Consider the following 23,666-nt stretch of genomic DNA (forward strand, 5'->3'; position numbering starts at 1 on the left):
CCGGCAAGGCTCTGCCCCAAGCAATTTGACGAAAGTAAGCCCATGACCCCGCGCAAAATCATTATCGACACCGACCCCGGACAGGACGACGCCGTCGCGATCCTCCTTGCGCTGGCCAGCCCCGAAGAGATCGACATTCTGGGCATCACCTGTGTCGCGGGCAATGTGCCGCTGGATCTTACCTCGAAAAACGCGCGGATCGTGTGTGAATTGGCGGGTCGGCGGGATGTGAAGGTCTTTGCCGGTTGCGACCGCCCGCTGGGCCGTGACTTGGTAACGGCAGAACATGTGCACGGCAAGACCGGCCTAGATGGCCCCGACCTGCCCAACCCCACCATGCCGCTGGCCGAGGGCCATGGGGTCGATTTCATCATCGAACAGCTCCGCGCCCATCCCGCAGGCAGCGTGACCCTCTGCCCCTTGGGCCCGCTCACCAATATCGCGACGGCGCTGCAAAAGGCGCCCGATATCGCCGAGAAGGTGCAAGAGATCGTGCTGATGGGCGGCGGCTATTTCGAGGGGGGCAACATCACCCCCACGGCAGAGTTCAACATTTACGTCGACCCGCATGCTGCTGATATCGTGTTTAAATCCGGCATCCCCATCGTCGTGATGCCGCTCGATGTGACGCATAAGGCGCTGGTCACCAAACCGCGCAACGATGCCTTCCGCGCGATTGGCACGCCGGTGAGTGTCGCTGTGGCCGAGATGACCGATTTCTTCGAGCGGTTCGACAAAGAGAAATACGGCTCCGAAGGCGCACCGCTGCATGACCCTTGCGTCACCGCCTATCTGATAAATCCAGACCTGTTCAAAGGTCGCCACATCAACGTCGAGATCGAGACCCAGTCAGAGCTGACCATGGGCATGACCGTGGCCGACTGGTGGGGCGTGACCGACCGCGCGCCCAACGCGCTTTTCGTGGGCGACCTTGATGCCGATGGGTTCTTTGCGCTGCTCACCGAAAGGCTGGCCCGCCTATGAGCGCACATCTCACCCTCGGCGCGCCTGAGCATCTTGATAAATTGGTCGGGCTGGTCACTGCCTTTCATGCCGAAGCGGGCATTCAGATGACTGATGAGCAGCGCCGCAACGGGCTTGCGCCGCTGCTGGAGGGGATCCCCCATGGGGCCGCCTATCTGATCGGCCCGCCCCGCGCGCCGATTGGCTATGTGGTGATCTGTTTCGGCTGGTCGGTTGAATTCGGCGGGCTGGACGCCATTATTGATGAAATCTACGTCCGTCCCGGCGTGCGGGGGCGCGGCATTGCCTCGGAAGCGCTGATCGCTTTGCCACGGGCGCTTGCCGCGGGCGGGTTGCGCGCCATTCATCTTGAGGTGGACCGCACCAACAAAGCGGCGCTCAAAGTCTACACCCGTGCGGGCTTCCGCCCCCGCGAGGATTACATGCTTATGTCTCGGAAACTGTGATGCGTATCCCCTTTGATAACAGCTATGCCGCCTTGCCTGAGGGGTTCTTTACCCGGCTGGACCCCACGCCGGTGAAAGAACCCAAGCTCTTGGCATGGAACGCTGATCTGGCGGCATTGCTGGGGATCGAAGGGGGCGATGCAGAGACCCGCGCGCAGGTTTACGGCGGCAATGCGGTGCCCGAAGGGGCGGCCCCTCTGGCTCAGCTTTACGCCGGGCATCAGTTCGGCAATTTCAACCCGCAGCTTGGCGATGGCCGTGCGATCCTGCTGGGTGAGGTCATCGACAGCGTCGGCAAGCGCCGTGACATTCAGCTCAAAGGTTCCGGCCCGACGCCCTATTCGCGTATGGGCGATGGCCGCGCTTGGGTTGGGCCAGTGCTGCGCGAATACTTGATCAGTGAGGCGATGCACGCGCTCGGCGTGCCGACCACCCGTGCCCTCGCCGCTGTCGCCACAGGCGAGCCGATCCTGCGCGAAAGCGGCCCCCTGCCCGGCGCCATCGTCACCCGGGTCGCCGCAAGCCATCTGCGTGTCGGCACCTTTCAGGTCTTTGCCCATCGCGGTGAGACGGAGGCGCTCAAGACCCTCACCGACTATGCCATCGCGCGACACTACCCAGAGGCCGAGGGCCCGCTTGGCCTTCTGCGCGCGGTCTGTGCGGCTCAGGCGGAACTGGTAGCGCAGTGGATGTCCTTCGGCTTTATCCACGGGGTGATGAACACCGATAATTGCAGCATTTCGGGCGAGACGATCGATTATGGCCCCTGCGCCTTTATGGATGCGTTTCATCAGGGCCGTGTGTTCAGTTCGATCGACCGGCAGGGCCGTTATGCCTATGGCAACCAGCCGCAGATCGTGGTCTGGAACATGGCGCAACTGGCGACCTCGCTTTTGCAACAGATGGACGACAAAGAGACCGCCGTCGAAGACGCCACCGAAATCGTCCACGACATGCCCGAGTTGATCGAAGCCGCATGGCTTCGCCGTTTTGCGGCCAAGGTCGGCATCTCTAACCCCCGGCCCGAGGATGTTGATTTGATCAATGAACTGCTGAGCCTGATGCAAACCGACGGCGCGGATTTCACCAACACGTTCCGCGCCCTTGGGACCGATCAAGCGCGTGATCACTTTACCAACCGCGACGCCTTTGACACATGGGCCGAAAACTGGCGCAGCAGTATCAAGGATGAGCCGGACCCGCAGGCGGTCATGCAGGCGGCGAACCCCGCCGTGATCCCGCGCAACCACCGGATTGAGCAGATGATCGAAGCCGCCGTTGCCGGCGACATGGCCCCGTTCGAGCGGTTGATGACAGCCCTGGCGACGCCCTTTGAAGAGACCGATCCCGAGCTTCAGCGCCCCCCGACCGAAGATGAGATCGTCCCGGCGACCTTCTGCGGCACCTGAGCCTAACGGCGCCGAGGTTTGCGATTGATCAGGTGGATCCCTGTCGCCACCAGCATCAGGGCGAACCAAACGGTAAGCCCGATGTCTTCCGACAGGATCAGCTAGCCCAAAAGCACCGCAAAGACCGCAGCCGCGCGAGCCGGATAAGTCAATGGCGCGCTGTGGTTGTCACAGCGCGCCATTGGGTCGTTCAACTTCCAAGTGTCGGCTTAGGCTGCCTGCTGGCCGCCCGGCTTCCCGCCGCCGCCACCGCGCCGACGGCGACGACCACCGCTTGGCTTGCCCGCGCCTTCGCCGCCGCCACCACCACCGGGACGCCCACCGCCGCCACCGGGACGGCCACCGCGCCCACGGCCACGGCCTTTGGGTTTGGACGGCTCATCGATCACTTCCCAAGGACGGCCCGAGGCCACCGGGATCGAAATCCCCATAGTCTTCTGGATCGCCTTCAATTCGCCCATCTCATCCGGTGCGCAGAAGGCCACGGCAGCGCCGTCTTTGCCCGCGCGCGCGGTCCGGCCAATGCGGTGCACATAGTTGTCGGGCACATTCGGTAGGTCGAAGTTATAGACGTGTTTCACATCCGGGATATCAAGACCACGGGCCGCCACATCGGTGGCCACCAGCACGGTGATGTCGCCACCTTTAAAGCCCGCAATCGCCCGGTCCCGCTGACCTTGGCTTTTGTTGCCATGGATCGAAGCGGCGTCGAAACCGGCTTTGACCAACGTCTTCATCAGCTTTTCCGAACCGTGCTTGGTGCGGCCAAAGACCAACGCGCGCTCGCCTTTGTGCTTGGCCAAAAGCTCTTTCAGCAGTTCGGTCTTTTCAGCCTTGGCGATGAAGTGCACCTCTTGCGTCACCTTATCCGCGGCCTTGCCCGGAGGTGAGACCTCGATGCGGATCGGGCTGCTGAGATAGCTGTTCGCGATCTCGTTCATCAGCTTGGGCATGGTCGCCGAGAACAGCATCGTCTGACGCTCTTTTGGGATCAGGTTCGAGATCTTGCGCAGGTCATGGATGAACCCCATGTCGAGCATCTGGTCGGCCTCATCCAGCACGAGGAAGGTCGTCGTGTCGAGCTTCACCGCGCGGCGGTCCAGCAGGTCCAGCAGACGGCCCGGCGTGGCGATCAACAGATCAACACCGCGCTCCAGACGCTTGATCTGGGTGTTTATCGACTGACCGCCGACAACCATCGCCACTTTGATCGGTGTGCCTTCGGCATAGCCGCGCAGGTTCACGGCGATCTGTTGGGCCAGCTCGCGTGTCGGGGCCAAGACAAGCCCGCGCACGGAGCGCGGCGCGGGGCGGCCTTCAAGCTCCATCATCTGCGCGATCAGCGGCACACCAAAGGCCGCCGTCTTGCCGGTGCCGGTCTGGGCAAGGCCCATCACGTCGCGGCCATTCATGGCTTGGGGAATTGCTTGGCGTTGGATCGGGGTTGGATCTTTCAGACCCATTTCATTCAACCGGGCTACCAGTTTCTTTGGCAGGCCCATCATGTCAAAATCGCTCATTCGTTCACTTTCCGGCACGCAGGAGCGCGCGCCATCCTTAGTCGCCGCGCCCATTTCAGGCGCCACGGGGTCGCGCAAGCCAGATCGCGGGCGCAGGCCACATGCCTCACACCCGTCTGTCGCGCTTGGCCCCACGCGTGATTTTGGGAACATCGGCGGGCCTTGTCGTCAGCATCCAGTGGCCCCTTATGGGACTTGGCGCTGATACTGCTCACGCGGCAGAAGGCTTCGCTTGACCCCCACATGGGCCGCGCGCGGGCAAAAGTCAACCGGCAGGGTTCAATTGCGGTGGCGTCTGGCCGCGCTAGAATGTTAGGAACGTGGTCCGACGGACGAAGGGCGAAACGATGCGCAACCCGATTATCAAACGGTGCGAGGCCATGGGCCTGCGCATGACAGGTCAACGCCGGATCATCGCGCAGGTGATTCACGACAGTGACGACCATCCCGATGCCGAAGAACTGCTGGCCCGCGCAACTGAAATTGACAGCGGCATCTCTATCGCCACGGTCTACCGCACGGTGAAACTGTTTGAAGAGGCCGGCATCCTCGACAAGTTAGAATTCGGCGATGGCCGGGCGCGCTATGAAGATGCGCAGCGCGAACATCACGACCACCTGATCGACGTGAATTCCGGCGAGGTGATTGAGTTCGTCGACGCAGAAATCGAAGAGCTTCAGGAACGTATCGCGCGTAAATTGGGTTACAAACTGCAGGGGCACCGGATGGAACTTTACGGTGTGCCAATCAAGAAGGATGACCCATGACCGACCGTGACCGCCCGCTTCTGGCCGTGTTGATCGACGCCGACAATGTCCCGGCCAAACATGCCGCGGCCATCATGCGGGAGGTCACAACCATCGGAGAGCCCGCCCTGCGCCGCGTCTATGGCGATTGGTCGAATGACCACCTCAAAGGATGGAAGGCGCCGATCCGCGAGTTGGGCTTGGTGGCCCATCAGGAAACCGCGAACACCAAGGGCAAGAACGCCAGCGACATAGGACTGGTCATTCAGGCGATGGACATCCTGCACAGCCGCCGCTTCGATATCATCGTGATCGTCTCATCCGACAGTGACTTCACCGCGCTGGTGAACCGTCTGCGCGAGGATGGGGTGACGGTGATCGGCATCGGTGAAAAGAAGACCCACGATTCGCTGCGCAACGTCTACAACCGTTTCATCCTGATCGAAAACCTTGATGGAGCCGAGCCGGACACAACGTCACGCTCCAGCGCCAAGGTGGCCGACGCCCTGCCCCTGTTCAAAGCGGCGATGGACAAGATCGACACCGAAGACGATTGGTACAACCTCGGCCAGATCGGCCAGACCATTCAGGCGGCGCATCCGGATTTCGACAGCCGGACATACGGCCATGGCAAGCTGAGCGCCTTAGCCGCCAACCTCAAAGCCCTGGAAACGCGCAAAGATGGCAACCGGCTCATGGTCCGCTTGAAAAGCTAGGACGGAATCACTCGGCGGCGCGCTGTTCTTGCTTCGCCACGCGGGAGAGCATGGTGGGCAGCAGCAGGCTCAGCACTACCAGACGCATGATGTGGCAGGCAGCGACGAATCCCGGCACCACCGCCAGCACCGCGCCAAGCGCGATCATCGTCTCCAGCCCGCCGGGCGCGAAGGCCACCAACACATGCCCCAGCGGCATGCCAAGCGCCCAAGCCACCGGCACCGCGCCGAGGCCCGCCAGCCCAACCGCAACGCCCGTGATCGCCAGCCCCGCGCCAAGCCCGCTGACAAACCGCGCGGGCGTGATGCCCGAAAACCGCGTGCCGATCAGGCAGCCCAGCACCAGATAGGCGATAAGGGTCAGCCACCCCGGCAGTACCCCGGTCTCCAACTGGGTCAGATGCGCGATGGCAGAGACCACCATCGCCCCCATAAGCAGCGGTGCCGGCACCGAAAGCCGGGCAAAGATCAGCCCCACGACCACGGCCGCAAAGATCATCACGAAGATTGAAAGTACCCCCATCCCCGCGCCCGCGGGAGCAATATTGCCGGTCATGTCGACGCCCATCAGCAAAGCGGCAAAAGGCACGATGATGGTCAGTGCCAAAAGGCGAACCGACTGGGTGATCGAAATGCGCGGCACGTCAGAGCCTCCGTCGCTGGCAATCGCCATGACGAAACTCAGATGCCCGGGGGCCGAGGCCAGAAGCGCGGAGCGCGCGTCGAAACCAAAATACCGCGCCAGCATCCAGCGGCAGACGGCCATAATCCCCCAGATCACCCCTGTCATAAACACAAAGGCCAGCGGCCAGCGCACCATGGCATTCACCGCATCTTGGTTGAAACCCGCGCCAACAGCGATGCCCAAAACCACGAAACAAGCATCCCGCAGCCGCGGGTCGACTGCCGTACGCCGACCGGCCAGCCCCAGACCACTCACCGCGATCACCGGCCCCAGCAGCATATAGACAGGCGCATTGAGCCACCAGAACAGCAGCGCGCCAAAGCCCCCGGTCGCAAGGGTCAGCACAGTATCGCGCGGGGCGAGCGAAGGGATCGGCCATCTCATGCGGTAGGGCTAGCACCCCGGTAGAGCGGGCGCCAGTGTCACACGCATGGCGCGCATCGCGCACCCTTGCCCTTTCGTCGCAAAAGGTTCATGGGCGACTGGCAATACCACGGATGGAGGGGCGTGATCATGGACAATCTGCGCGGCGCAATGCTGATGGTTCTGGCCATGGCCGGTTTCGCCATCGAAGACATGTTCGTCAAACTGACGAGCGATGCCCTCCCCGTGGGGCAGATCATCGCGTTGTTGGGCGCGGGCGGCGGGGCGATCTTTGCCGTGATCCTGCGCATTCAGGGGCGACGGTTGTTCTCTGCGGATATGCTCACCGGGCCGATCCTGCTGCGCGCCGTCGGTGAGGTGCTGGGCACCTTGTGTTTCGTGACTGCCATTGTGTTGACGCCGCTCTCCTCGGCCTCTGCCATCCTTCAGGCCACGCCGCTCGCCGTGACCCTTGGGGCCGCACTGTTTTTGGGTGAACCCGTCGGCTGGCGGCGTTGGAGCGCGATTGTTGTAGGCTTTCTTGGCGTGCTGCTGATCGTGCGCCCCGGTTTGGAGGGGTTCAACGCTCTGTCGCTCTTTGCTGTCGCTGGAGTCATCGGTCTTGCCCTGCGCGATCTGGCGACCCGTAAAGTCCCCAAAAGCATCAGTTCCATGCAGCTGAGCTTTCTTGCCTTTATCGTGCTGGTCCCGGCGGGGTTGATCCTGATGGCCGCCGCTGGCACCCCCGCCGTGATGCCGGGTGGTGCCGAGGTGATTTATCTTACCGCGGCGATGGTGATCGGTGTGATGGCCTATTACGCCATCGTGGCCGCCATGCGCGTGGGCGAAGTCAGCTTCGTCACGCCGTTTCGCTACATGCGGATGCTATTCGCGCTGGTTGCCGGAATCTTGGTCTTTAAAGAAACTCCCGACACACTGACGCTGGTTGGGGCCGCGATCATCATCGCCTCGGGGGTCTATACCCTGCTGCGCGAACGCAAAATCACCCCCCGGCCCCGCCGCGGTCTTTCCAAGCCGGGCCTGCCGGGGTAAACCGCTGCAAACCCGAACATGAGGACAAAGCCCATGAGCACGATCATCGACATCCACGCCCGCGAAATCCTCGACAGCCGGGGCAACCCGACCGTCGAAGTCGACGTTATCCTCGAAGACGGCACCATGGGCCGTGCAGCGGTTCCTTCCGGCGCATCCACTGGCGCCTATGAAGCGAATGAGCGCCGCGATGGCGACAAGTCTCGCTACATGGGCAAAGGTGTGTTGGAAGCTTGTGCCGCCGTGAATGGCGAGATCGCGGAAGCGCTGGTGGGCATTGATGCGACCGAGCAGGTCGAAATCGACGAGATGATGATCGAACTCGACGGCACCGAGAACAAATCCCGCTTGGGCGCGAATGCCATTCTGGGTGTGTCGATGGCCGCTGCTAAAGCCGCTGCGGATTACTGCACACAGCCGCTTTACCGCTATATCGGCGGCACAACTGCTCGCGTTCTGCCCGTGCCGATGATGAACATCATCAACGGCGGCGAACATGCCGACAACCCGATCGACATTCAGGAATTCATGATCATGCCGGTCGCTGCGGAGAACATCCGCGAAGCTGTGCGCATGGGCGCCGAGGTCTTTCACACGCTGAAGAAAGAGCTTTCCGCCGCGGGCCTGTCAACCGGGATTGGCGACGAGGGTGGCTTTGCCCCGAACATCAGCTCGTCGCGCGATGCGCTTGATTTCATTCTGAAGTCGATCGAAAAAGCAGGCTACAAGCCCGGCGAAGACATGTTCCTCGCCCTCGACTGCGCGGCGACGGAATATTACAGAGACGGCAAATATGTCCTCTCCGGTGAGGGCAAGACCCTGTCGAGCGAAGAGAACGCCGACTATCTGGCGGCTCTTGTAAACGACTACCCGATCATCTCCATCGAAGACGGCATGGCCGAGGATGACTGGGACGGCTGGAAAGCCCTGACCGAAGTGTTGGGCAATAAGGTGCAACTGGTGGGTGACGATCTTTTCGTGACCAACCCGACGCGTCTGTCTGACGGTATCAAACGCGGCTGTGCTAACTCGATGCTGGTGAAGGTCAACCAGATCGGCACGCTGACCGAGACGCTCAAGGCTGTCGATATCGCGCATCGCGCGGGGTACACCAACGTCATGTCGCACCGCTCGGGCGAGACTGAGGATGCCACGATTGCCGACCTCGCCGTGGCGACAAACTGCGGTCAGATCAAAACCGGCTCGCTCGCGCGTTCCGACAGACTGGCCAAGTACAACCAGTTGATCCGTATCGAAGAAATGCTGGGCGAGACCGCACAATACGCGGGCCGCTCGATCCTGCGCGGCTGATGTCTGAGATCGCAATTCGCCCTGTCACCACCGCTGCGGATCTCGCGGCGGTGGTTGAACTTTGCTGGGCCTACCGTGACTTTCTGTACAACTTCGCCCCGACCGAGCGGCGAATTGTCGAGACCTTCTATCCCCACGACAAATACAGCGCCTTGATGGACCGTCTGGCCGAGGAACACGCCCGTCCGCGTGGGATCATCCTGCTGGCCGAGCGTGACGGCATCCCTCTGGGCTGCGGCATGTCCCATGCGCTGAACGATACCGAGAGCGAGATCAAGCGTGTCTTCGTGACGGATGCAGCCCGTGGCACCGGCGCGGGCCGCGCGATCTGTCAAAGGCTGATTGATCAGGCGCGGGAGGATGGGTTTGCTAAGGTCTATCTTGACACGTCCATCGCCTTTGCCCCTGCCCGCGCGCTTTATACATCATTGGGATTTATTGAGCGCGGTGCTTACCAACCGATGCCCGAGTTCACACGCGACGCGATCTGCTTTTATGAGTTGCCGCTGACCGACATACCGGCAAGCGCCGGGTCTGCATGAACGCGGCTATACCCGGCTGACAGTACCGCCACCCACAGCGGCCCGCACACCAGTTGTGCCGGGGCACGATGTCGGCAAGCCCCGTGATACCCGCACAGCCAGATAGGCGAAGGCCTGCGCCTCCAGCATATCGCCATCCAACCCGATGTCCTCCACCGGAGCGACAGGGCAATCAAGGCTGACGTCCAGCATCCGCATCAGCACCGGGTTATGTCGCCCGCCCCCCGTGACATAGACGCGCTCAGGCGGGGCCGGGCAATGCTGCATTGCTTCGGCGACGCCAGCGGCGCACATGGCGGTCAGGGTGGCACAGGCGTCAGCGTCGGACAGTTCGCCCACCAGCGCCACCATTTCCGCGAAATCATTCCGGTCGAGCGATTTGGGCGGCATGCGTGCGAAGTATGGCTCGGCAAGGAATAGCTCCAACGCGCCATGTTCCACCCTGCCGCGCGCGGCCAGTTTGCCGCCTTCGTCAAAGTCTTGGCCAAGGCGGGCTTGCATCAAATCGTTGATCGGCGCATTTGCCGGACCGGTATCGAAAGCCAGCAGCGCGCCTTCTTCCTCTGGGCGTGCGATGCGCGGATTGACCCAAGTGAGGTTGCCCACGCCGCCAAGGTTCAAGAAAGCCACCGGGCCCTCCCGCCCAGCAAAACGGGCGCAGGCATGGTGAAAGAACGGGGCCAAAGGCGCGCCCTCTCCGCCCAGCTCCACATCGGCGCTGCGGAAATCCCAGACAACGGGCAAGTTGATGGTGCGCGCCAACAGGGCCCCGTCGCCCACTTGCAGCGTGCCTTGCAACCGCGGCGCATGGGCAAGGGTCTGGCCATGGAAACCGACAAGCTCGACGCCGGACTCATCTTTTAACAGATCATCCAACAGCGCCAGATGCGCGGCCTCGACCGCTTGGGCTGCCGCCTCGACCTCGGCCCCGTGCCATTTCCCGAATCCGGCGGCGATCACCCGACGCTCTTCTGCCGAATAGCTGCGATAGGCGCTGCGGCCAAAGCTGGTGATGTTATGCCCGTCGGTGCGCAAAATAGCCGCGTCCACCCCGTCTAAAGAGGTGCCCGACATCATTCCCAATGCCGTCACCACACCGGTTCCGACATGTTGCCTGTGCATGGCCCTATTCATGGCCTTTTCCTTTGCCGCTCGTGCGCATATAGATTGCCCCGCAATACAGTTTTGAGGCAAGTCACCATGACATACCATCCCAAATCGGAGTTCATCCACACGATGATGCAGCGCGGCTTTTTGGCCGATTGCACCGATTATCAGGGATTGGACGACGCCCTGATGAAAGGTGCCGCTCCTGCCTATGTGGGCTATGACGCCACAGCCAAATCGCTGCACGTGGGGCATCTGGTCAATATCATGATGCTGCGGTGGTTGCAAAAGTGCGGCGGCAAGCCGATCACCCTGATGGGCGGCGGCACGACAAAGGTGGGCGATCCATCCTTCCGGTCGGATGAACGCCCCCTGCTGACGCCCGAGGCGATTGACGACAATATCGAAGGCATCCGTCAGGTCTTTGCCCAATACCTCGATTACGGCGAGGGCGAGAATGGCGCCTTGATGCTGAACAACGCGGAATGGCTCGACGGGTTGAACTACCTCGACTTCCTGCGCGACATCGGGCGGCATTTCTCGATCAACCGGATGTTGAGCTTTGAGAGCGTGAAATCGCGGCTGGACCGGGAGCAATCGCTGTCGTTCCTCGAATTCAACTATATGATTCTCCAAGCCTATGACTTCATGGAGCTGCACCGTCGCTACGGTTGTATCCTGCAGATGGGCGGCAGCGACCAATGGGGCAATATCGTCAACGGGATCGACCTGACCCGCCGGGTGATCGACGGCGAAGTTTACGGTCTCACCTCGCCCCTCTTGACGACCAGCGACGGCAAGAAGATGGGCAAATCGGCAGGCGGCGCGGTCTGGCTGAACGGCGATATGCTAAGCCCGTATGAGTTCTGGCAGTTCTGGCGCAATTGCACCGATGCCGATGTGGGCCGTTTCCTCAAACTCTACACCGAGCTGCCGGTCGATGAATGCGACCGTCTGGGCGCGCTCGCCGGGTCCGAGATCAACGAGGCAAAGGTGCGTCTGGCCAACGAGGTCACCGGCCTGCTGCACGGCGAAGAAGCAGCGCGCAACGCCGAAGCCACAGCGCGCGAAGTCTTTGAAAAAGGCGGCGTGGGCGATGACCTGCCCACCCTGACCCTTTCGGCGGCGGATGTGGGCGATGGCGTCTCTATCGTGCAACTGCTGGTGAAATCCGGCCTTGCGGGCTCCGGCAAAGAGGCCAAGCGCCTGATTGCCGAGAACGGCGCGCGGATCGATGACCAGCCGCTGACCGATGCGGGCATGATGCTTGATGCAGGCGCGCTGTCCTCTCCGATCAAGCTGAGCGCGGGCAAGAAACGCCACGCGCTGGTGCAGGTCGGCTGATTGCCAAGGGGGGATGGCCACGGCCTTCCCCGCCCGCCGCCGCAACGGCATCGCTTGCATGGGTCGAGACTTCGTGTTGAACTGAACAAGCGTTCATATCGGGGGGAGCCATCATGAAACTAGACAGTACAGCCGCCATCATCACCGGAGGCGCATCGGGGCTTGGCGAAGCCACAGCGCGCTATTTTGCGTCGCAGGGGTCGCAGGTCACTCTGCTGGATCGTGACGCCGCCCGGGGCGAATCTGTGGCCAAGGAAATCGGCGGGCATTTCGTAATGACCGATGTGACGGATGAGGCTTCGGTGCAAAAAGCGGTGGACCATGCTCAGGAAAAGATGGGCTGGATCACGGCGGCGGTGAACTGCGCAGGCATTGCGCTTGGGATCAAGACCACAGGCCGCGACGGGCCGCACCCGTTGGACGCCTTTCAACGCACGGTCGACATCAACCTTGTCGGCAGTTTCAACGTGGCACGGCTTGCAGCGGTGGCCATGGCCAAGAACACTCCCGAAGACGATGGCGCGCGGGGGGTGATCATCAACACCGCCTCAATCGCCGCATTTGACGGGCAAAAGGGCCAAGCCGCCTATGCCGCGTCCAAAGGCGGGATCGTAGGTATGACCCTGCCCATGGCGCGGGATTTGGCCAAAGACGGCATCCGCGTGATGACCATCGCGCCCGGCATCTTCAAAACGCCGATGCTGGCGGGGCTGCCGGAAGAAGTGCAAGCGGATCTGGCCAAGGATGTCCCGAACCCGCCGCGTCTCGGCGATCCGTCGGAATACGGGCGGTTGGCCGGGTTCATCGTTGAAATGGGCTATCTCAACGGCGAGGTTATCCGCCTCGATGGGGCGCTGCGGATGCGCTGATGCCGCTGCAGAACCGCGTCCAGCCGGATGGAGAGATCATCGCCCACCCCGCGCGGGGTGGGTTCATGGGCAATCGCGGTATCCTGCACGATGAAAACGGTCTGCACCCCAAACGCCGTTGGGCGCATCAGAATTGGGTGTGCTGTGTGCTCAGCTTCAAGGGCCGTCGGCGGCAGTTGATGGCCCCGCGTCACTATACCGAGCTTTTCTTTCTGGATGAGGCCGTGGCCTTTGCTGCCGGTCACCGGCCCTGCGCGGAATGCCGCGCCGCGGATTACCGGCGGTTTCGGGCGTGCTGCGATGTGTCGGGGCCTGCTGCGGCCCTTGACCGTCAGTTGCACGCCGAACGCGCCGTGCCGCGCATTTTCCAACAGCGGCGACATGCGGATGTGGCGGTGCACGACTTGCCTGACGGGTCCTTTGTCTTAGATCATGAAGGCCAGAGTGGCGTGCTCTTTGGCGACGCTTTCCACCCCTATCAGCCCTCAGGCTACGGCCCGCCGCAACCACGCCCTCGGGGCCGTGTCACCCTGCTCACCCCGCCCAGCAGCGTCGCGGCTTTCCGCAATGGATACCGGCCGCAGATCGCCCTGAAAGACGCGGGGGGTTAACCCTGCGCCTTTTCCTCCAGCGTCATCCACTCTTCCTCGGCGTCGGACAGCTTTTCGTGCCGCTGCACCAGCGCATCGGTGGCCTTTTGGAACTTCACCGGCTCACGGGTGAACAACTCCGCGTCGCTGAGCAGTTCTTCGAGTTTGCCGATCTCTGCCTCAAGACGCTCAATCTCACCCGGCAGCGCTTCGAGCCGGTGCTTTTCGGTAAAGCTGAGACCTGAGGCGGATTGTTTCTTCTCTGCTTTCGGCTCGGCCTTGCCGGGCTTGGACTTTACCACGCTGTCGGAAAAATCATCCTGCCCGCGCTGCGCCAGATAATCGCTCCAGCCGCCCGCATAGACCGTGGCACGCCCGTCGCCTTCCATGGCGATGGTGGTGGCGGCCACGCGGTCAAGGAAGTCACGGTCGTGGCTGACCAGCAGCACGGTGCCGTCGTAGTTGCCCAAGAGTTCTTGCATCAGGTCAAGCGTCTCGACATCCAGATCGTTTGTCGGCTCGTCGAGCACCAAAAGGTTCGAGGACCGTGCCATGATCTTGGCCAGCAGCAGCCGCGCCTTTTCCCCGCCTGAGAGCGAGCGGACAGGCGCGCGGGCCTGCCCCTCATCAAAGAGGAATTCTTTTAGATAGCCGACCACATGTTTGGGCTGTCCGCGCACCAGCACCTGATCGGCCTTGCCTGACACGCGCATGTCAGGATCCCCGGTCAGGCTGTCCCAAAGGGTCATGTCCCCGTCAAGCTGCGCACGGGCCTGATCGAAAAGCGCCAGTTCAAGGTTTGTACCCAGCTTGATCTCGCCTGAGTCGGGCTGTTCTTTCCCGATCAGCATGTTCAGCAGCGTGGTCTTGCCCACGCCGTTCGGCCCCACCAGCGCGATCCGGTCGCCGCGTTGCACGGTGATCGAGAAATCGCGCAGGATCTGTTTGTCACCGAATTTTTTGGCGACCCCCGCAGCTTCGATCACCTTGCGGCCAGACTTCGGCCCGGCCTCCAAGGCCATGGCCGCCGTGCCCTGCCGTTTGATCTGGGCCGACCGTTCGGCGCGCAGGTCCTGAAGCGCCCGCACCCGGCCCTGATTGCGTTTGCGCCGCGCAGAGATGCCTTCGACCGCCCAACGGGCCTCGGCCTTGATCTTGCGGTTCAGCTTGTGACGCTGCATGTCCTCTTCTTCCCAAACCTGATCGCGCCAAGCCTCGAAGCCCTCAAAACCGATGTCCTGTCGGCGCACGGCACCGCGGTCCACCCAAAGTGTTGCGCGGGTCAATTCGCGCAGGAAAGCGCGGTCGTGGCTGATAATGACAAAGGCCGTGCGGGTGCCCTTTAGCTCGGATTCGAGCCACGCAATGGCTTCGATATCAAGGTGGTTGGTCGGTTCGTCCAGCAGCATCAATTCGGGTTCTTCGGCCATCAGCCGCGCCAGCGCCGCGCGGCGGCGTTCACCGCCCGAAGCGGTGGCGACAGGACGTGCGGGGTCGAACTTCAGCCCCTCGCCCGCGCGTTCGACCTTGTACATCTCGCCCGGATCAAGACCGTGGGCGGCGAAATCGCCAAGCGTCTCGAACCCCGTAAGATCGGGTTCCTGCTCCATATAGCCGACCGACACGCCGGGCCCGGCAATCACCGCACCGCTGTCAGGCTCGACCAGCCCGGCCATGACTTTCATCAGGGTCGATTTGCCCGATCCGTTGCGGCCGACCAAAGCCAGCCGGTCGCCGGTCTGAACCACCAGTGAAAGGTCTTCGAAAACAGGATCGCCGCCAAAGGTCAGCGAAATGTCGGTGAGTTGTAAAAGGGGTGCGCGTGCCATGCCCGCCAGCTATCTCTCGGCGCGGGCAAGGTCAATGTCCAAAGGCGCGCCCGCGTCAGGCCAATGCGCGCAAAAGCCGCGCACGGTTGGGTGGGATCGCGGCGATCTCAAGCCCGGTAAAGACGTGCAGCGTGTTCATTTGTCGGTCGATCACGGCGTGATCGCTGACCCATCCCCCCATCGCCAGATAGCTGCGCAGCAGCGGCGGGATCTGCTGGCGCGCGCGCCGGGGATTGGCGGTATGGCTCTCGCGGGCGTAGGCGTGGATATCTGCGGCTTTGGCGGCTGGCCGCCAGGGGGCCGGGGCAAGGTGCTGCTGTTTCAAGAGGGCAAAGGCATCACGGTAGGCGGCGGCGTCGGTGCCCGCAAATGAGGAACAGCCGAACAAAAGCGCCACGCCGCTGCGGTCAACCTCTCGTGCCAACTGCCCCCAAGCGAGGCGCTGAATATCCGGGTCATGCCAATCTGGATGGATGCAAAAGCGCCCAAGTTCCAGCATGGCGCCCTCCATCCAGTGCAGGCGGCTCAGGTCATAGAATTGCGCGGCATAGCTTTGGCCAAGGCTAATGCCCTGAAACCGCGTCAGGCGAAAGCAGCAGATCAGCGTACCGCTGGCGCGGTCCTCGACCAGAAAATGCCGTGCAGCCGCGTCGAAGGGGTCTTTGTCTGGGGTGGTTCCGGTCTGAAAGCACTGCGCCCGAAGCGTCTGCGCACGGGTAATGTCGGCAGGCGTGAAGGCTTCGCGCATCAGATATCGGCCCGGGGGCGCATGGGTCATCTGCGAGGTTGCCTTTGCTTGTCCACAGCCCTGCCCCGCCAGCCGTCCGGCGGGACATGCCGGGAAGAACTTAGCCGCCGAATGCCGAGGGGCTAAAGCGGCCGAGGTTGCCCAGAATCTGACGCAGGAAGGTGTTGTCGGCCACCGGCGATGTCGTCACGCGGCGCGACAGCGGCACAACCTGCCCGCGTTCCAGCCCAAAGCGTTCGACATTCGACACCACACCGGCCTCATTGAAGCTGACGGTCACCACTTCACGCTCGATCTCTTTGGCGGCCATAAAGCCCAGAGCCCGTTTGCGCATCTTAACGTAATAGTAACTATCATCGCTCAAAACACCTGAAACGGTGGGCACACCGATCTTCTGGGCGACGCTTTCTTTGGTATCGCTGCCGACAACGACCTGCTCAAGCTGGTCCTCCGGTGGCACATAACCGTGGTTTTCATACTGCGGGCTGCAGGCTGTCAGAAGCAGTGCGAGGCCCATACCTGCGAGCCGGAGACTCGTCTTGCCGGTCTGTTTCGATTTGCGCATTTGCTCTGCCCTCTTGCCCTGACGGATTATGGCTTTTATTTCGCATACACCAAGGCACCCCAAGTGTACAAGAAACGAAAGTCGGATCTCATGTCGCGCAAATCACCTACGCCCACCGCTCTACGGGTCGCAGACCTGTCCCAGACGGAGCCAAACGGCTTTGCGCTACGCCCTGAGGCAGAGGCGCTTGCGCAGATCGCCGAGGAGTTGAACCTCTCCGCGCTGCGCAAGCTCAGCTTTTCTGGGAGCATCAAACCCCTTGGCAAGCAGGACTGGCAGCTTGACGGGAAATTGGGCGCGACCGTGGTGCAGCCCTGCGTGGTCACGCTGGAACCCGTCACCACGCGCATCGACGCGAATATCACCCGCCGCTTCGTCCATGATTTCGAACTCCCCGATGAGGAGGAGGTCGAAATGCCCGAGGACGACACGACCGAACCGCTGGGTCAATGGATCGACCCTGCGCAGGTGATGATTGAGGCGCTGGCGTTGGAAGTGCCGGAATACCCCCGCAAGGGCGATGTCGAACTGGGCCAGATGGTCCATGCCGAACCCGGGCAAAAGCCAATGACCGACGAAGACGCGCGGCCCTTTGCAGGCTTGGGCGCTCTGCGCGATGCGCTAAAGAAAGACAAAACCTAAAGAAACAGGCGGAAAATCGCGGGTATTCGCGCTTGCATCGCGGCGAATTCGCGTTATTTTGCCGCCCTCACCCGAATTAAGGTTGGACATTGCGCGGCTGCGGCCCTAAAGCGTCGTCACGCCCGAAACGGGGTCCGAATTGAAACACGGTTGCGGCATGCCTCATGCAGGTCAGCAACCCCGAAGGCAAAGGCACCAGACATGGCTGTCCAACAGAATAAAGTATCCAAATCCCGCCGCAACAACCGCCGCGCGCACGATTCGCTGTCCGCAGCGAACCCGAACGAATGTTCGAACTGCGGTGAGCTGAAGCGCCCTCACCACATCTGCGCTGCTTGCGGTCACTATGACGACACCGAAGTTGTCGCCCTGACCGAAGAAGTAGACCTGGAAGACGACGCAGCATAAGCTACGGTTGTTTCCAAGGTTTTCTCTAAGGCAGTGAGGCATTCGCACTGATGACGGCCCAGCCCGATCACCCCAACGCGAAAGCCGGACACACCCTGATCTCGGTCGACGCGATGGGGGGTGACGAAGGCCCGGCAGCAGTTGTTGCCGGGTGTGCGCTTTCTGCGACAGCAAATCCCGACATCGGTTTTATCCTGCATGGTCCCCGCGATCAGTTGGAGCCTTTGATCGTCAAACGTGGTGAGTTGTCGGGCCGTTGCGAGATACGTCACGCCACGGATGTCGTCACGATGGACGACAAGCCGAGCCAAGTTGTGCGTACCGGCAAAGACAGCTCCATGTGGTCTGCCATCGAATCCGTGCGCAGCGGAGAGGCGGCCGTGGCTGTCTCCTGCGGCAATACCGGCGCGCTGATGGCGATGTCGATGATACGGCTGCGTAAATTGCCGGGCGTGAACCGCCCTGCGATTGCCGTGCTCTACCCGTCTTCCAACCCGCAGGGGTTCAACGTGATGCTTGACGTAGGCGCCGATGTGCGCGCCGACGCCGATGATCTGTTGCGTTTTGCGCTGATGGGCACCTCCTATGCCCGCAACGGCATGGAACTGGAACGCCCTCGCGTCGGTCTGCTGAATGTCGGCACCGAAGAGCATAAGGGCCGTACTGAACTCAAAGAAGCCTACGATCTGATTCGGGCCCAAGGCGATGCCACCGGGTTTGATTTCGTGGGTTTCGTTGAGGGCGGCGATATCTCGGGCAACCGCGCCGATGTCATCGTGACCGACGGTTTCACCGGGAATGTCGCGATCAAGACCGGCGAAGGCACCGCCAGCATGATCGGCAACCGCCTGCGCGAAGCGTTCAAATATTCGCCCCTGTCGCGTCTGGCCTCGCTGCTGGCCTATACATCCCTGCGCCGCCTCAGCAAAAAGATCGACCCGCGCCGTGTGAACGGTGGCGTCTTTCTGGGTCTGAACGGCACAGTGGTGAAATCGCACGGCTCTGCCGATGCGACCGGCATCTCTGCTGCGATCAAACTCGCCGCGCAGTTGTCGCAGAATAAATTCAATGACAAGCTGGCCGCCCGCGTTGCCGCGACGCTGCCAGCCGAGGAGTCCGTCAAATGAGCCTGCGCGCCGTTGTCACTGGTTGTGGCCACTACCTGCCCGCCCGTGTCGTGGAAAATGCCGAATTTGAAGCGACTCTCGACACCAATGACGAATGGATCCGCTCGCGCTCGGGCATCGAACGCCGCCACTTTGCCGCCGAAGGAGAGACGACCTCTACCATGGCCAGCGCCGCGGCGCGCAAGGCGCTTGAAGACGCGGGGCGCGATGTCTCTGACGTGGATGCGATCGTCGTGGCGACCTCCACGCCTGATCTTACCTTCCCTTCCGCCGCGACCATGGTGCAGGCCGAATTGGGCATGACCAGCGGTTTTGCCTTCGACGTGCAGGCGGTCTGCGCGGGCTTTGTCTATGCGCTGGCGAACGCCAATGCGTTGATCGTATCCGGTCAGGCGCGCAATGTACTGGTGATCGGAGCCGAGACATTCAGCCGGATCATGGATTGGACCGACCGGTCGACCTGTGTGCTGTTCGGCGACGGCGCGGGCGCGCTGCTGCTGGAAGCGCAGGAAGGCAGCGACAGCCCGTCCGACCGGGGCATTCTCGCGACGGATCTGAATTCTGACGGGCGCTACCGTGAACTGCTCTACGTCGATGGCGGTGTGTCGACCGGCACCACCGGCTATCTGCGGATGCAGGGCAACCAGGTGTTTCGCCACGCGGTCGAGAAACTTGCCGCCACCGCCAATACCGCAATGGACCGCGCCGGCGTCAGCGCCGAAGATGTCGATTGGATCGTGCCGCATCAGGCCAACATCCGCATCATCCAAGGCACCGCAAAGAAATTGAACCTGCCGATGGAGCGCGTGGTCGTCACCGTACAGGACCACGGCAACACCTCGGCGGCTTCGATCCCGCTGGCGCTGTCTGTGGGGCGTGAGCGCGGCCAGATCAAACAGGGCGATCTGATCGTCACCGAAGCCATTGGCGGCGGTCTGGCGTGGGGCTCTGTTGTGCTGCGCTGGTAAGTCCCTGAGCTAACGCGGAAAATCTCTGCCGAATCGTGCTTGATCCGGGCATTGATGTTGACTCTAAATTTCTGAGCAGCATATGCTATTGGAAAGCATGGGGGATATAATGCCGAACAAGACATTGACGCGCATGGATTTAAGCGAAGCTGTATTTCGTGAAGTCGGTCTTTCTCGTAATGAGAGTGCTCAACTGGTCGAAGCAGTGCTTGAGCATATGTCCGACGCTCTGGTCGACGGGGAACAGGTCAAGATTTCCTCCTTCGGCACCTTCTCGGTACGCGACAAGACCGCGCGTGTGGGCCGCAATCCGAAAACCGGCGAAGAGGTTCCGATCAACCCGCGCCGCGTGCTGACCTTCCGCCCCTCGCATTTGATGAAAGACCGCGTTGCCGAAGGCAACAAGTCCTGACCCATGGTCAAATCGCCGGACGCTTTTCGCACCATCTCCGAAGTCGCTGACTGGCTCGGTATTCAGGCCCACGTTCTGCGGTTCTGGGAGAGTAAGTTCACCCAAGTGAAACCCATCAAACGGGCTGGCGGGCGGCGCTATTACCGCCCGGCCGATATGATGTTGCTGGGTGGGATCAAGAAACTGCTGCACGATGACGGGCTGACCATCAAAGGCGTCCAAAAGATCCTCCGGGAGGAAGGGATGACCCATGTGTCCTCCCTCTCCGCCCCGCTTGATGAGCTGGATTTTGCGGAGCCTCGGCCCGCCCCCAAACCTGACATCATCCGCCCGGAAACCGGGGTGGTTCTGAACTTTGGCGGCGCAAAGCCTGACGCCGCGACTGAGGCCAATGTCTCGGACGAAGACGGCGAAGAGGCAGAGCCTGCTGCTGATCTGGATGTGAACGCCGCGCCCGTCGGAGAGCCCGCAAGCGCAACGGAGGCGGCGCATGTCGAAAAGGCACCGGAGGCCGCGCCTGTGGCGATGCCGCGCCGCTCGCCCGTGCCGCCCGCCGATGACCACCCACGGGCCACACCTGATCCGCTGGCCCCGGCTGACAGCGCGACGCCGGATGCACCGCATTTGGATGAACCTGCCGTTGATACAGCGGATGAGCCCGCCCCGGCGGTGTCCATCCCGCTCGAGCCAGAACCGTCCGAGCCAGAACCGTCCGAGCCAGAACCGTCCGAGCCGGAACCATCCAAGCCGGAACCGGCATCAAACGCCAGCCTCCCCGATTTTCTCAAACGCCCACTGGCTCCCGAACCTGAACAGGCAACCGAAGCAGCGCCTGAGCCCGCTGAAGCCGCATCCCAAGAAGACGAGTCTGACGACACGCCCAAACCCGCGATCATCGATCTGCCTGATTTCACTCCCGAAGCCGATTTCCCGGCCCGCCCGGGGCTGCTGAGCGTTGGCGCTCGTGTCCACCGTCTGCCGCGTGATGTGCAACCTCAGGTCGCCGGTTTGCTGCTGGATCTGGCCGAATTGCGCGCGCGTATGGCCGCGGAACCCGGCGCCGAAACAAATTACTAATCGCGATGAAAAGTTTGGCAATTCCCCCTTGCGCCCCCTGCGAGATCGGGTATGAAGCCCACGTAGTCGGGCTATGGCGCAGCCTGGTAGCGCGTCCGTCTGGGGGACGGAAGGTCGCAGGTTCGAGTCCTGCTAGCCCGACCAACCGACTACAACAAAACGCCCGCGCCGGTAACGCGCGGGCGTTTGTCATTTGAAAGGCCCCGTTTGATGCCCAATGCGATGAACGGGGTGCTCCCCAACCAGCAGATTGCAGCGATGATCGACAGCGGTGCCATTGCCGCCGATCCGGCGGTGACCTCGGCCCAGACCCAGCCCGCCAGCCTTGACCTGCGGCTCGGCAATGTCGCCTACCGCGTGCGCGCGTCTTTCCTTGCGGGGCACGGGGCCAAGGTCGCGGATCGTTTGGAAGAATTCGAGATGCACCGCGTTGACCTCAGCGACGGGGCCGTGCTTGAAAAAGGCTGCGTCTATGTGGTGCCGCTGATGGAGCGGCTGGCCCTGCCCGAAAGCGTCTCTGCCGTGGCGAATGCCAAAAGCTCCACCGGGCGACTTGATCTTCTGACCCGCACCATCACCGACGGCGGCACCGAATTTGACCGGATCGCGCCGGGCTATACCGGCCCACTCTATGCCGAGATCTGCCCCCGCTCCTTCTCGGTACTCGTGCGCCCCGGTATGCGGTTGAATCAAATCCGCTTTGGCAGCGGGGATGCGACGCTCGATGATGACGCCCTGCGCGCGCTGCATGACACCACGCCACTGGTGGACGGCACTGCCGTGATCGACGAAGGGTTGGGCTTTTCCGTCGATCTGCGACTGCCCGGCACCAGCCTTGTCGGCTACCGCGCGAAGCCGCATACCGGGGTGATCGACCTCGACAAGATTGGCCACTACGACCCCGCCGCCTATTGGGAGGAGGTGCACAGCACCAATGGCCAGATCATCCTTGATCCGGGCGCGTTTTATATCCTTGTCAGCCGCGAGGCGGTGACGATCCCGCCCGCCTATGCCGCTGAAATGGCACCTTATCTGGCAATGGTCGGAGAGTTCCGCGTGCATTACGCGGGTTTCTTCGATCCGGGCTTTGGTCATGCCGAAGCGGGTGGTGCAGGCTCACGCGGGGTGTTGGAGGTGCGCTGTCACGAGGCGCCCTTTGTCCTGGAGCATGGGCAAGTCGTGGGCCGCTTGGTCTATGAGCATATGGCGCAGATCCCCAGCCAGCTTTACGGCGCTGACATCGCGTCGAACTACCAAGGTCAGGGTCTGAAACTGTCGAAGCATTTCCGCTCCGTCTGACCGCCTACCGCGAGCGAAGAAACCGGCGCAGCAAGCGGACCCCCCGCTGCGCATTGCGCGCATTGAAAGCGGTGCCCCCGCGCGAACGGCCCTTGCCCGCGGGCCGTTTTCCCCCGCCAGCACCTCTTGCCGTTAAGCGGCGCATGACATGGCACAGAACCATATTGACGATCGGTTTCATCAGCCCTCTCCCTTGGATCAGCAAAACTGATGTAGTGGCGGCGGGGCGTAAGTCAGCCCCGGCCCCGATCAATCTTCGAACAGCTCGCTCTGGCCTTCGGTGGTTTCTGGCTCGTCCTCGCCATCGCCCACGGTGGGCAGCAGACCCGCAGGCGGGCGTTTTTCCAACAACCCGGCAGAGCGCAGTTCTTTGAGCCCCGGCAGGTCCCGCGCGCTTTCCAGACCGAAGTGATCCAGAAACTCCTGCGTGACCACAAAGGTCACCGGACGGCCCGGCGTCATCTTACGGCGGCCAAAGCGGATCCACTCCATCTCAAGCAGTTGATCCACCGTGCCGCGCGACACGGCCACGCCGCGAATCTCTTCGATCTCGGCGCGGGTGACGGGCTGGTGATAGGCGATGATCGCCAAGGTTTCGATCGCGGCGCGGCTGAGTTTGCGGGTCTCGACCGTTTCCCGATGCATTAAAAAGCCAAGGTCAGGCGCGGTGCGAAAAGCATAGGCGTCGCCGACTTTCATCACCTGCACGCCACGCCCCTGATAGCGGTGGCGCAGAAAGGCCATCGCCTCGCCCACGTCCGAACCGCGCGGTAGGCGCGCTTCGAGTTCACGTAAGGTGATCGGCTCGGAACTGGCGAAAAGCACGGCTTCGATCATACGTTCCTGCTCGGCGAGCGAGGGCGCGTCGAACAGTTTCTTTTCTTTCGTTTCAATCTCTTCCGACAC

General features: G+C 62.1%; 25 protein-coding genes and 1 tRNA gene. 19 read left to right on the forward strand and 7 right to left on the reverse strand.

Features of this window, described 5'->3' with window-relative positions:
- Positions 1-42: 42 nt before the first annotated feature.
- From O4H31_RS10225 to O4H31_RS10235, 3 genes are read left to right on the forward strand one after another with little or no spacing between them, the layout of a single operon-like run.
- Positions 43-984, forward strand: a complete 942-nt coding sequence (locus tag O4H31_RS10225) for a nucleoside hydrolase (RefSeq protein ID WP_269345423.1) — start codon at positions 43-45, stop codon at positions 982-984.
- Complete coding sequence (locus tag O4H31_RS10230; protein WP_269345425.1) at positions 981-1,430, forward strand: GNAT family N-acetyltransferase; 450 nt, start codon at positions 981-983, stop codon at positions 1,428-1,430. The genes O4H31_RS10225 and O4H31_RS10230 overlap by 4 nt, the downstream gene beginning before the upstream one ends.
- On the forward strand, positions 1,430-2,839 hold the full coding sequence (locus O4H31_RS10235) for a protein adenylyltransferase SelO (protein ID WP_269345427.1): 1,410 nt from the start codon (positions 1,430-1,432) through the stop codon (positions 2,837-2,839). The genes O4H31_RS10230 and O4H31_RS10235 overlap by 1 nt, the downstream gene beginning before the upstream one ends.
- 209 nt (positions 2,840-3,048) lie before the next feature.
- On the opposite strand, the gene O4H31_RS10240 is transcribed toward O4H31_RS10235, so the two are convergent.
- Positions 3,049-4,359 carry a DEAD/DEAH box helicase gene (locus O4H31_RS10240; protein ID WP_269345428.1) on the reverse strand — a complete coding sequence of 437 codons (1,311 nt, stop codon included), beginning with the start codon at positions 4,357-4,359 and terminating at the stop codon, positions 3,049-3,051.
- Positions 4,360-4,706: 347 nt separating this feature from the next.
- Here O4H31_RS10240 and O4H31_RS10245 point away from each other — a divergent pair, with 347 nt between their 5' ends.
- Positions 4,707-5,126: a Fur family transcriptional regulator gene (locus O4H31_RS10245; RefSeq protein WP_093926106.1), complete on the forward strand. Its 420-nt coding sequence runs from the start codon at positions 4,707-4,709 to the stop codon at positions 5,124-5,126.
- Positions 5,123-5,821 carry an NYN domain-containing protein gene (locus O4H31_RS10250; RefSeq protein ID WP_269345431.1) on the forward strand — a complete coding sequence of 233 codons (699 nt, stop codon included), beginning with the start codon at positions 5,123-5,125 and terminating at the stop codon, positions 5,819-5,821. The genes O4H31_RS10245 and O4H31_RS10250 overlap by 4 nt, the downstream gene beginning before the upstream one ends.
- 7 nt (positions 5,822-5,828) lie before the next feature.
- On the opposite strand, the gene O4H31_RS10255 is transcribed toward O4H31_RS10250, so the two are convergent.
- Positions 5,829-6,890 (reverse strand): AbrB family transcriptional regulator, encoded by a 1,062-nt coding sequence (locus tag O4H31_RS10255; RefSeq protein ID WP_269345433.1) that lies wholly within the window; start codon positions 6,888-6,890, stop codon positions 5,829-5,831.
- Between the two features lie 129 nt (positions 6,891-7,019).
- Between O4H31_RS10255 and O4H31_RS10260 the strand changes: the two genes are divergently transcribed.
- From O4H31_RS10260 to O4H31_RS10270, 3 genes are read left to right on the forward strand one after another with little or no spacing between them, the layout of a single operon-like run.
- The gene (locus O4H31_RS10260; RefSeq protein ID WP_093926103.1) at positions 7,020-7,922 is read left to right on the forward strand and encodes a DMT family transporter; all 903 of its coding nucleotides are present in this window, start codon (positions 7,020-7,022) and stop codon (positions 7,920-7,922) included.
- A 33-nt stretch (positions 7,923-7,955) separates the two neighbouring features.
- On the forward strand, positions 7,956-9,233 hold the full coding sequence (eno, locus tag O4H31_RS10265) for a phosphopyruvate hydratase (RefSeq protein WP_269345435.1): 1,278 nt from the start codon (positions 7,956-7,958) through the stop codon (positions 9,231-9,233).
- Entirely contained in the window at positions 9,233-9,775 is a 543-nt protein-coding gene (locus O4H31_RS10270) for a GNAT family N-acetyltransferase (RefSeq protein WP_269345437.1), read from the forward strand. Before eno ends, O4H31_RS10270 begins: the two co-directional genes overlap by 1 nt.
- Before the next feature lie 6 nt (positions 9,776-9,781).
- Here O4H31_RS10270 and O4H31_RS10275 read toward each other — a convergent pair whose 3' ends face one another.
- Positions 9,782-10,909 (reverse strand): anhydro-N-acetylmuramic acid kinase, encoded by a 1,128-nt coding sequence (locus O4H31_RS10275; protein ID WP_269345439.1) that lies wholly within the window; start codon positions 10,907-10,909, stop codon positions 9,782-9,784.
- 66 nt (positions 10,910-10,975) lie between these two features.
- Between O4H31_RS10275 and tyrS the strand changes: the two genes are divergently transcribed.
- From tyrS to O4H31_RS10290, 3 genes are all read left to right on the forward strand, one after another.
- Positions 10,976-12,226 (forward strand): tyrosine--tRNA ligase, encoded by a 1,251-nt coding sequence (tyrS, locus tag O4H31_RS10280; RefSeq protein WP_269345441.1) that lies wholly within the window; start codon positions 10,976-10,978, stop codon positions 12,224-12,226.
- A 113-nt stretch (positions 12,227-12,339) separates the two neighbouring features.
- Positions 12,340-13,095 carry a 3-hydroxyacyl-CoA dehydrogenase gene (locus O4H31_RS10285; RefSeq protein ID WP_269345443.1) on the forward strand — a complete coding sequence of 252 codons (756 nt, stop codon included), beginning with the start codon at positions 12,340-12,342 and terminating at the stop codon, positions 13,093-13,095.
- The gene (locus O4H31_RS10290; RefSeq protein ID WP_269345445.1) at positions 13,095-13,706 is read left to right on the forward strand and encodes a hypothetical protein; all 612 of its coding nucleotides are present in this window, start codon (positions 13,095-13,097) and stop codon (positions 13,704-13,706) included. Before O4H31_RS10285 ends, O4H31_RS10290 begins: the two co-directional genes overlap by 1 nt.
- Here the strand turns inward: O4H31_RS10290 and O4H31_RS10295 are convergent.
- The 3 genes from O4H31_RS10295 to O4H31_RS10305 form a co-directional block, all read right to left on the reverse strand.
- Positions 13,703-15,514, reverse strand: coding sequence for an ABC-F family ATP-binding cassette domain-containing protein (locus O4H31_RS10295; protein ID WP_269345447.1), 1,812 nt, complete (start codon positions 15,512-15,514; stop codon positions 13,703-13,705). The genes O4H31_RS10290 and O4H31_RS10295 overlap by 4 nt on opposite strands.
- A gap of 55 nt (positions 15,515-15,569) precedes the next feature.
- Positions 15,570-16,292, reverse strand: a complete 723-nt coding sequence (locus O4H31_RS10300) for a GNAT family N-acetyltransferase (RefSeq protein WP_269345450.1) — start codon at positions 16,290-16,292, stop codon at positions 15,570-15,572.
- 70 nt (positions 16,293-16,362) lie between these two features.
- Entirely contained in the window at positions 16,363-16,827 is a 465-nt protein-coding gene (locus tag O4H31_RS10305; RefSeq protein WP_269345452.1) for an outer membrane protein assembly factor BamE, read from the reverse strand.
- A gap of 90 nt (positions 16,828-16,917) precedes the next feature.
- Between O4H31_RS10305 and O4H31_RS10310 the strand changes: the two genes are divergently transcribed.
- From O4H31_RS10310 to O4H31_RS10345, 8 genes are all read left to right on the forward strand, one after another.
- Positions 16,918-17,469 carry a YceD family protein gene (locus tag O4H31_RS10310; protein WP_269346333.1) on the forward strand — a complete coding sequence of 184 codons (552 nt, stop codon included), beginning with the start codon at positions 16,918-16,920 and terminating at the stop codon, positions 17,467-17,469.
- A 201-nt stretch (positions 17,470-17,670) separates the two neighbouring features.
- Positions 17,671-17,877: a 50S ribosomal protein L32 gene (gene rpmF / locus O4H31_RS10315; RefSeq protein ID WP_067629003.1), complete on the forward strand. Its 207-nt coding sequence runs from the start codon at positions 17,671-17,673 to the stop codon at positions 17,875-17,877.
- A gap of 50 nt (positions 17,878-17,927) precedes the next feature.
- Positions 17,928-19,004 (forward strand): phosphate acyltransferase PlsX, encoded by a 1,077-nt coding sequence (gene plsX, locus O4H31_RS10320; protein ID WP_269345455.1) that lies wholly within the window; start codon positions 17,928-17,930, stop codon positions 19,002-19,004.
- Entirely contained in the window at positions 19,001-19,972 is a 972-nt protein-coding gene (locus O4H31_RS10325; RefSeq protein ID WP_269345457.1) for a beta-ketoacyl-ACP synthase III, read from the forward strand. The genes plsX and O4H31_RS10325 overlap by 4 nt, the downstream gene beginning before the upstream one ends.
- Positions 19,973-20,081: 109 nt before the next feature.
- The gene (ihfA, locus tag O4H31_RS10330; RefSeq protein ID WP_067265868.1) at positions 20,082-20,384 is read left to right on the forward strand and encodes an integration host factor subunit alpha; all 303 of its coding nucleotides are present in this window, start codon (positions 20,082-20,084) and stop codon (positions 20,382-20,384) included.
- Between the two features lie 3 nt (positions 20,385-20,387).
- Positions 20,388-21,461 carry a MerR family transcriptional regulator gene (locus tag O4H31_RS10335; RefSeq protein WP_269345461.1) on the forward strand — a complete coding sequence of 358 codons (1,074 nt, stop codon included), beginning with the start codon at positions 20,388-20,390 and terminating at the stop codon, positions 21,459-21,461.
- 67 nt (positions 21,462-21,528) lie between these two features.
- Positions 21,529-21,605, forward strand: a tRNA-Pro gene (locus tag O4H31_RS10340).
- A 78-nt stretch (positions 21,606-21,683) separates the two neighbouring features.
- The gene (locus O4H31_RS10345; protein WP_269346334.1) at positions 21,684-22,760 is read left to right on the forward strand and encodes a 2'-deoxycytidine 5'-triphosphate deaminase; all 1,077 of its coding nucleotides are present in this window, start codon (positions 21,684-21,686) and stop codon (positions 22,758-22,760) included.
- Positions 22,761-23,009: 249 nt separating this feature from the next.
- On the opposite strand, the gene scpB is transcribed toward O4H31_RS10345, so the two are convergent.
- Positions 23,010-23,666 carry an SMC-Scp complex subunit ScpB gene (scpB, locus tag O4H31_RS10350; protein ID WP_269345462.1) on the reverse strand — a complete coding sequence of 219 codons (657 nt, stop codon included), beginning with the start codon at positions 23,664-23,666 and terminating at the stop codon, positions 23,010-23,012.

It is taken from the genome of Sulfitobacter dubius, from assembly GCF_027214245.1.
In the GTDB taxonomy this organism is placed as follows: Bacteria; Pseudomonadota; Alphaproteobacteria; order Rhodobacterales; family Rhodobacteraceae; genus Sulfitobacter; species Sulfitobacter dubius_A.